We start from the raw sequence: 7,143 nt of genomic DNA, 5'->3' as shown, positions 1-7,143 counted from the left end.
ATATTTGCCCGAAGCTGCCTGAAAAAGATGGGACTTATATCTCAGTTCTAGGGTTCATTTTAGGCCAAAATTGCTCCCCCCCGACGAGAAGTTTTCCAGATCGTCGCTTTTTCTGACCAGCGCAGCGCCAATGCAAAAGAAGTAGAATGCTGGAGCGAGCCGGCAAATGGGCTCCCACCGCCTCGAGAGTTCTCTCTTGCCAAAAATGGCAAGGGACATACTCTGCTGTGACCTGGGTTTTAACCGAAAGATAGGATGATTTGGCATAAAACAGGGGCTAAATCTCTCTGGGATCCCGCTCTTGAGACTGCCACCAACGGCTGAGGGGCCAATACAAAGCGGGTGCCCAGAGGCTACTTAAAATAGCAGACGTGAGGGCATTGCGTTGATGGTTCCACCAGATGCTCTCCAGAGAACGGGGGCCATCGCCACCAATGTTGCCGAAAAACCGAAGGGAGTTCTCCAATCCATCCAGCAAGGTTTGCGTTCCTGCTGGATCCAGGTCATCGGATCCCTGCGAGGCCACGAGCCACATCCATTGCAGTGCCATCAAGGTTTCGGCGATCACCACCATACCAAAAACGATCAAGGCCACCGAGATAAAGTCTTCTTGCATGTAGCGTTGTTTTTGCAACTTGGCGGTGAGGATCCCAACTACAGCCAGCCCCAGCGCATGGGTAGGACAAGGGCTGGTCAGCGCATCTTGCAGAAAACCCAGGGTGACCCCGGCAACAGCCCCCTGCCAAGCTTTGCGCCGCACACTCCAGCACACCACCCAGATCAAGGGCCAGTCTGGGGTTAAGCCTGCTAGCTCCAAGCCCGGCCCTCGCCACCAAGGGGCCACTGCTGCCAGCAATCCCGACAGGACAGTCACCAGCCAGTTAAGGTGAGACTTAAGCTTAGGAATCAGAGGGTTGAGCATAGCGGTAGATCAAGGCCCATTCCAAGAGACCCAGCGGCGCCGACAGTTCGACAGTGGCTTGGGGGGCAGGGCTGGCATCCAAGTTGACCGCTCGAACCGTTCCCACCACCACCCCGGCTGGGTAAAAGCTGCTCAGGCCCGAGGTCACCACCACATCCCCCACCTCTACTTTGGGAGCCTTGTCGAAAAAATCCAAAATGGCGCTCTGGGTGCCCGTACCCCTCAGGATGCCCATGTGTCGGCTGCGACTCAACATCACCCCAACACGGCTGGTGGGATCGCTGATCAGGAGCACTCGGCTGGTGTTGGGCGTGACCGACTCGACTCGCCCGATCAACCCTCCCGGCGCCATGACTACATCTCCCACCCTGACTCCATGCCGGCTGCCGCGGCTGAGGGTGAGCTGTTGCCACCAGTGATCGGCGCTGCGACCCACCACGGCTGCTGGGATCCCCGCTTGGGGCATTTGCTCGGTAAATTGCAGCAGTCGCTTCAGCTCGCGGTTTTGGTACTGCAACTCGGCTACCAGGGCTTGCAGCTCACGGTTAGCGGCCTGGCTGAGCACCACAGCGGGATCCACAGGCGGACGGGCCGGGGCGGTGATCCAACTGTACAATTCCACCAACAGGGATCCCTGGGTTTGGCGCAAGCCCAGCGCTGCCCCCATCGCCAAAGCAGACAGGAGCAACCCCAGGCTATGGCGCCTCCACCATTGGCGTAGCCGATTCAAGCAATACCTCTCCGACCCACTCGACTCACACCTTAGATCAGGGATGGGAAGAAACTCCTCTAGCCCTTGAAGCTGCCGCTCAACACTCGACCCAAGGTTTTGAAATCCTCCAAAACTCGCCCTGTACCGAGCACCACACAACTGAGGGGATCCGGGGCAATGTGAACCAAGATCCCGGTTTCATGGCTGATCAGGGCATCTAGACCCTTGAGCAAGGCTCCTCCCCCGGCCAGCATGATGCCTCGGTCGATGATGTCGGCAGCCAATTCCGGTGGAGTGCGCTCCAGGGTGCGCTTAATGGCTTCCACAATCACCGAGAGGGGCTCGGCCATGCTCTCGCGAATTTCGGTGCTCTTCACCGTGACGGTACGGGGTAAACCCGAGAGCAGGTGTAACCCGCGCACTTCCATGGTCAGTTCCTCTTGAATTGGGTAGGCGGAGCCAATCCGAATCTTGATCTCTTCAGCGGTGCGCTCCCCGATGGTGAGGTTGTGGACTTTTTTCATGTACTGGACGATGGCCTCGCTCAGCTCATCTCCCGCTACCCGCACGGACTCGCTCAGCACGATCCCCTGCAAACTGAGGACGGCTACCTCAGTGGTGCCGCCGCCAATGTCGATGATCATGTTCCCAGTGGGCTCTTGCACCGGCAGCCCGGCCCCGATTGCTGCTGCCACCGGCTCATCCACCAAATACACCTCCCGCGACCCAGCTTGGAGAGCGGCTTCCATCACCGCCCGTCGCTCCACCCCAGTCACACCGCTGGGGATCCCAATCACAATGCGGGGAGCAATCAGGTACCGGCCCTCGTGTACGCGGTGGATGAAGTGTTTTAGCATCATCTCCGCCGTGTCGAAATCGGCAATCACCCCATCTCGCAGAGGACGCACCGCTACAATGTTGCCGGGGGTACGGCCCAACATTTTTTTGGCATCTTCCCCCACAGCCAGGGGTTGCTTGGTGTTTTGGTCGATGGCGACCACAGAGGGCTCTTGCAGGACAATGCCTCGCCCGGCCACGTAGACCAGCGTGTTGGCAGTGCCCAAATCAATGCCCATATCACGGGAAAATCGGCTGAATAACCCCACGGTAAGTCGCTCCAGTCTTGATTTGGGAAGAAGCAGCAAGCTTTGGTACCTACTATAGTCTAGTTCTGCAAGAGAATCTCCCCCGAAGAGTGGGAATCTGCTCCAGAGAAACCGGCTATGGCTGTATCCCAGCCAGCTGTGGAAGATCGAATTCGCCGCTAAGGTGCAATCCTGTTGTGATTCGGGATCCCTCGTGCCTAAGGTTGCCATTGCTCCAGCCGGCTATCCGGCCATCGCCCCCTATTCTCCCGGCGTGAAGGTGGGCAAAATACCCTCTACATCTCGGGCACATTGGCCCTGGATCCGGAGGGCAAGACGGTGGATCCGACATCGCCACCCAGACTCGCGTGGTGTTGGAGCTGAGTGACATCCTCCCGACGCTCACCCTGCGGGTACAGCGCGGGGCTTCTCGGCAGTTTAGCTAAGATAGACCAACCCGGTCTTTTGGCGGTTGCGATGCAGCTCTCTGGTGTCTTGGTTAGCGTGGCTACCCTGGACTTGCCTCGTCTACAACGCTTCTATCGGGATCTCTTGGGGATCTCTCCCCAAGTCCAGCTCCCGACAGAGGGGGATCCGGTGTACGTAGAGTTTCGTCTGCCAGGGTTGCGGCTGGGCCTCTATCGCAGCCGTCATCTCGATGGTGGTGCCCAAGCCGCAGCGGTGAGCCTCTGCCTGCAGGTGCAAGATTTACAGGGATCCCTGACAACACTGGAAGGGTTGGCGGGAGCTTATCAGCTCTCCATTTCCCCCCTGCGGCAAGCCTTTCATGGACAGGAGGTGGATTTTCGGGATCCCGATGGCAACCGGATTGTGCTGCACCAGCCCTCTGCTGCTTTTGAGGAAGCGACGGCCTGGGATCCCCAGGGTTAGATTCGCCAGAGATAGATGGTGTAGGTGTTGATAACATCCGATACAGTGGTGGTGGCGGTGGGGAGCCAATCTCCCATGTCGAAGGAGTGGGTGACCAGACGAGCGCCGGGCCGAAGCTGGGAGCGCAGCTTGTCTCGGATCAGCAGGTGGGAGCTGGGCAGCAAATAACAACTCACCACCGTCGCCGGGGTTAAGTCCAGAGTGAGCAGATCCTGCTGGAGAAAGGTGACCCGATCCTGAACTTGGGCTTCTTGGGCCCGCTGTTGGGCTTCCAGGATGCGCTCCGGGTCGATATCCACCCCCACGCCCCGCGTGCCAAAGCGCTGTGACGCCCGGATGAGAATGCGGCCATCCCCACAGCCCAAGTCGTAGAGAGTATCCTCGCTCCCCACCTGGGCCAAATCCAGCATGGCATCCACAACCAAGGGCAAGGTGCGCACATAGGGGGCTAAGCGGATTCCCTCTGGACTTTGCCGGTTGGGCTGGCATTGGAAGAAGGGATCCCTGCCCACCGAGTTCTGACCCAGCTTAGGTTTGAAACCGCGGGGCACCAAGGGTTGATTCCGAGAAGAGCGGTTTTCTCTGTTCATCAAATATTCTCATCAATTTCCCATCAGTCTATCAACCTGTCGCAGTACAGAGCCCCTGCCGTTCTACTGGGTGGAAAGTCACCGCCAATTGCGTCGGCTCAAGTACAGTCTACTAAGGGGTTATGGGATACACCTGTATGGTCATTTTCAACAGGAATGAAACATCTCCGTTCCATTGCTCTCTAACTCCCCTCTCCCTCTGGAGGGGCTGGGGGAAGCGGCGCGGAGCGTCTGGGCAGCGGCGGGAGTATCTCAATCGAGTCTGGAATGACTATGAACCTGCTTGTTCTAAACCTCACTGGGGTCAAGCCTCGGAAACACGATTTTTATACCCTTTTATATCCCTTAATTTGTAACGGGCTGTATCTCAAAAAATATCTTGATTCAACAACTTAGCCAGGCGTTCCAGCCCCTTTTTGACTTGGCGGGAAACGGTAACGGCACTGATCCCTAGCCGCTCTGCCGTTTCTTTTTGCGTGAGGTCATAGAAGAAGACAAATTCCAAAATCTTGCGGGTACGTTCCTCCAGCTGAGCCAAGGCATGTTGTAGGCGAATACGATCTTCTTCAGCCAGTTGAAAACTGCGGTAGCGCTGATCCGGAACGACCTCCCCCAGAGCAACACTGTCTTCCTCAGTTTGAATCGGAGCATCCAGGCTGAGCAAAAGGCTGTTTTGTTGGGCCAGCTCCAGCTCTCGCCATTCCTGCTCCGTCAGTTGCAGGGCTTCCCTCACCTCGGCCTCAGAGGGAGAACGGCCCAACTCTTGCCGCAGACGGGCAATCACCTTCTTGGCTTGTCTTTGCAGGGTCGTCCAGCGGCGTGGGATCCGCATGGTGGGGCTTTTGTCCCGCAGGTAGTGTTGAATTTCTCCGCGAATGTAGGGCAGGGCAAAGGAGCTAAAAGCCAGGCCTCGGCTGATGTCAAAGCGTTCGATAGCTTGAATCAAACCCAAACAGCCAACTTGCACCAGGTCGTCGTACCCCTCATTGCATTGGTTGCGCCAGTGGTGGGCCTCTTTGCGCACCAAGCCCAAGTTCATTTCCACCAGCCGGTTGCGCAGGGCTGGATCGCGATTCTGGTGGTACAGCCGCAACAGTTCGGCAGTTCGGGCTTTAACATCCTCACTAGATGCCATAGATCCACATGCGGCTGGGAATCCGGTCTTGGCCAAAGGCAATGGAGGGGGGGCCGCCGGTCGCCTCAGGGAGACGGAGTTCTTGGGAGAGGTCAGGCGAGGGGCCGTTATCATAGACAACCACTTTACCGATTTGCCGAAAATAACTGTAGAACAAGCACTCAAGGAACTGGAAAACCATTCAAAGGTTGAGGATCCCACCCATAACCAACACCCATCCAGTCAAGAGACGCTTTTGCCCAGCCAGACCCTGCGCAAGCAGGTGCTACAGGGCTACAGGGATGGCGTTAGAAGCACAACCGGACACTGTTGAGATTTGCCAAGAGCTGGAACGTTCTTAGTTTGACCAGGTTTCTTGACCCAAGCAACAGCATCTCCACGGAAAATCGGCGGGTTTCATCGGCAAAAGAGCGCAATTTTCCCGTAAGACCCAACGAAATTGCCGGATTTCTGTTGTTGGCGTGCTCTCGTGGTTATTGGTGATTGGGTCAGGTTGGCGGTGAAACAGCCTGTGCATTCCAGCCTCTCCTCTCCTTCTGGGAGGTGAGAACGTCAAGAGGCTGTTCGTGACAGCGGCGGGGGGTTCTTGGGGGGATCCGTGCCGGCAAGGGCTGCCAAAAAGGATGCAAAACTCGGCTCCTCGCGAATGAGGTCGAAATAGGGCTCAGAGGAGAGCAAGGGGCGGTAGCGTTCCGGCTCCAGGCGTAGGGCTTGCTCCAAAGCTTGTAGGGCCTGAGGCACTTGGCCTTCCCAGGCGTAGCAGCAGGCTTTGGCGTAGTGAGCCTCGGCATTGCTGGGATCCATCTGCAGGGCCCGATCAAAACTCTGGATGGCCAGCTCGTAGAGGTTCAAGTCCATCAGCACCAGGCCGCGCTGCACCCAGATCTGAGGGCGTTTGGGATCCTGCGCCAGGGCACGGTCATAGCTGTTGAGGGCCTCCATCGGGTTGCCGAGGCGGTGGTGGGCAAGGGCATGGCCGGCCCAGAGAGAGGCCGATTCGGAGCCCAGTTGCAGGGCTCGTTCGTAGCTGGCCAGAGCATCGGCGTAGCGCTCTAGGTGAAACAGAGCCAGCCCCCGACTCTGCCAAACTTGAGCATCGACGGGGTTGATGGCGAGGGCTTTCTCGTAGCTGATTAGGGATCCCTGCCACCGTCCCAGAGAGGCTAAGGTTAGCCCGTGCAGGTACCACGTTTCCGGGCTGTCGGGGCTGAGGGCAAGGGCCCGTTCGTAGGCACGTAGGGCTTCTTCGTAGCGGCCCAATTGCCGCAGCGTGTTGGCCTGGTTAAAGCGGGCCTCAAAAAAATCCGGTTTCAGCCGCAGAGCCCGCTCATAGCTGGCCAGAGCTTCCTGATGGCGACCGAGATCGTCCAGCAGAGAACCACGGTTGTTCCAGGCTTCGGGGAAGTCCGGCTTCAGCTCCAGGGCGCGGTCGTAGCTGGCCAGGGCAGCTTGGGCTTGCCCCAGGTGGTCGAGGGTGGTGGCGCGGTTGTACCAGGCAATGGGATCCTGCGGCTGATCTCCCACCGCCTGCTCGAAGGGCTGTAGTTGAGCCGCCTGTTCTGCCGAAAGGGCAGATGGGTCAACCACCGGGGCCGGCGAAACGGCTGTAGATTCTGGGGAGGCAGCACGCTTCTGCCGCCGCAGCCACCAGGCCCAACCCCCGGCCAAAAGCAACAGGCTCGCCCCCAGCACCAGCACGCCCACGTCGGTCGGGGCAATCACAAACGGCATGACCCACTTCCTGATACATTTACGCTGAACACTGCTGAACATCACTGTTCAACTATGCAGCGATAGCATTCTGTTTG

8 protein-coding genes are annotated in these 7,143 nt (G+C 58.0%); 1 reads left to right on the top strand and 7 read right to left on the bottom strand.

Features of this window, described 5'->3' with window-relative positions; genetic code table 11:
- Positions 1 to 277 precede the first annotated feature (277 nt).
- Genes mreD through NW837_RS12550 form a run of 3 tightly spaced genes read right to left on the bottom strand, consistent with a single transcriptional unit; the run spans position 278 to position 2,740 of the window.
- Positions 278 to 922: a rod shape-determining protein MreD gene (gene mreD / locus NW837_RS12560; RefSeq protein WP_414331966.1), complete on the bottom strand. Its 645-nt coding sequence runs from the start codon at positions 920 to 922 to the stop codon at positions 278 to 280.
- Entirely contained in the window at positions 900 to 1,652 is a 753-nt protein-coding gene (gene mreC, locus NW837_RS12555) for a rod shape-determining protein MreC (RefSeq protein ID WP_414331965.1), read from the bottom strand. The genes mreD and mreC overlap by 23 nt, the downstream gene beginning before the upstream one ends.
- A 59-nt stretch (positions 1,653 to 1,711) precedes the next feature.
- Positions 1,712 to 2,740: a rod shape-determining protein gene (locus NW837_RS12550; RefSeq protein ID WP_414331964.1), complete on the bottom strand. Its 1,029-nt coding sequence runs from the start codon at positions 2,738 to 2,740 to the stop codon at positions 1,712 to 1,714.
- Between the two features lie 456 nt (positions 2,741 to 3,196).
- Here NW837_RS12550 and NW837_RS12545 point away from each other — a divergent pair, with 456 nt between their 5' ends.
- Complete coding sequence (locus tag NW837_RS12545; RefSeq protein WP_414331963.1) at positions 3,197 to 3,610, top strand: VOC family protein; 414 nt, start codon at positions 3,197 to 3,199, stop codon at positions 3,608 to 3,610.
- Here the strand turns inward: NW837_RS12545 and NW837_RS12540 are convergent.
- The 4 genes from NW837_RS12540 to NW837_RS12525 form a co-directional block, all read right to left on the bottom strand.
- Positions 3,607 to 4,200 (bottom strand): SAM-dependent methyltransferase, encoded by a 594-nt coding sequence (locus NW837_RS12540; protein WP_414331962.1) that lies wholly within the window; start codon positions 4,198 to 4,200, stop codon positions 3,607 to 3,609. The genes NW837_RS12545 and NW837_RS12540 overlap by 4 nt on opposite strands.
- A gap of 367 nt (positions 4,201 to 4,567) precedes the next feature.
- On the bottom strand, positions 4,568 to 5,335 hold the full coding sequence (locus NW837_RS12535; protein ID WP_041436760.1) for an RNA polymerase sigma factor SigF: 768 nt from the start codon (positions 5,333 to 5,335) through the stop codon (positions 4,568 to 4,570).
- A complete protein-coding gene (locus NW837_RS12530; protein ID WP_255344540.1) occupies positions 5,325 to 5,459 on the bottom strand; it encodes a hypothetical protein in 135 nt (44 codons plus the stop codon). Before NW837_RS12530 ends, NW837_RS12535 begins: the two co-directional genes overlap by 11 nt.
- Before the next feature lie 428 nt (positions 5,460 to 5,887).
- The gene (locus NW837_RS12525) at positions 5,888 to 7,066 is read right to left on the bottom strand and encodes a tetratricopeptide repeat protein (protein WP_414331961.1); all 1,179 of its coding nucleotides are present in this window, start codon (positions 7,064 to 7,066) and stop codon (positions 5,888 to 5,890) included.
- Positions 7,067 to 7,143 lie beyond the last annotated feature (77 nt).

This window comes from Synechococcus sp. R6-10, from assembly GCF_047461815.1.
Classification (GTDB): domain Bacteria; phylum Cyanobacteriota; class Cyanobacteriia; order Thermostichales; family Thermostichaceae; genus Thermostichus.
The sequence above is the reverse complement of the archived record's forward strand: the minus strand, read 5'-3'. Positions and strand labels throughout refer to the sequence as shown.